General features: G+C 48.2%; 1 rRNA gene. It reads left to right on the plus strand.

Features of this window, described 5'->3' with window-relative positions:
- Positions 1–251: ribosomal RNA gene (locus tag PZE06_RS34335) — 23S ribosomal RNA — on the plus strand; the annotation flags it as partial.

Raw genomic sequence — 251 nt, forward strand, 5'->3', positions numbered from 1 at the left:
CCTGAAACCGTGTGCCTACAAGTAGTTAGAGCCCTATGCATATTTTCCTTTGGAAAAATGCTGGGTGATAGCGTGCCTTTTGTAGAATGAACCGGCGAGTTACGATTGCATGCAAGGTTAAGTTGAAGAGACGGAGCCGCAGCGAAAGCGAGTCTGAATAGGGCGTCTTGAGTATGTAGTCGTAGACCCGAAACCAGGTGATCTACCCATGTCCAGGTTGAAGTTCAGGTAACACTGAATGGAGGACCGAA

The sequence above is a fragment of the Robertmurraya sp. DFI.2.37 genome (assembly GCF_029211245.1).
Taxonomy (GTDB): Bacteria; Bacillota; Bacilli; order Bacillales; family Cytobacillaceae; genus Robertmurraya; species Robertmurraya methanolica_A.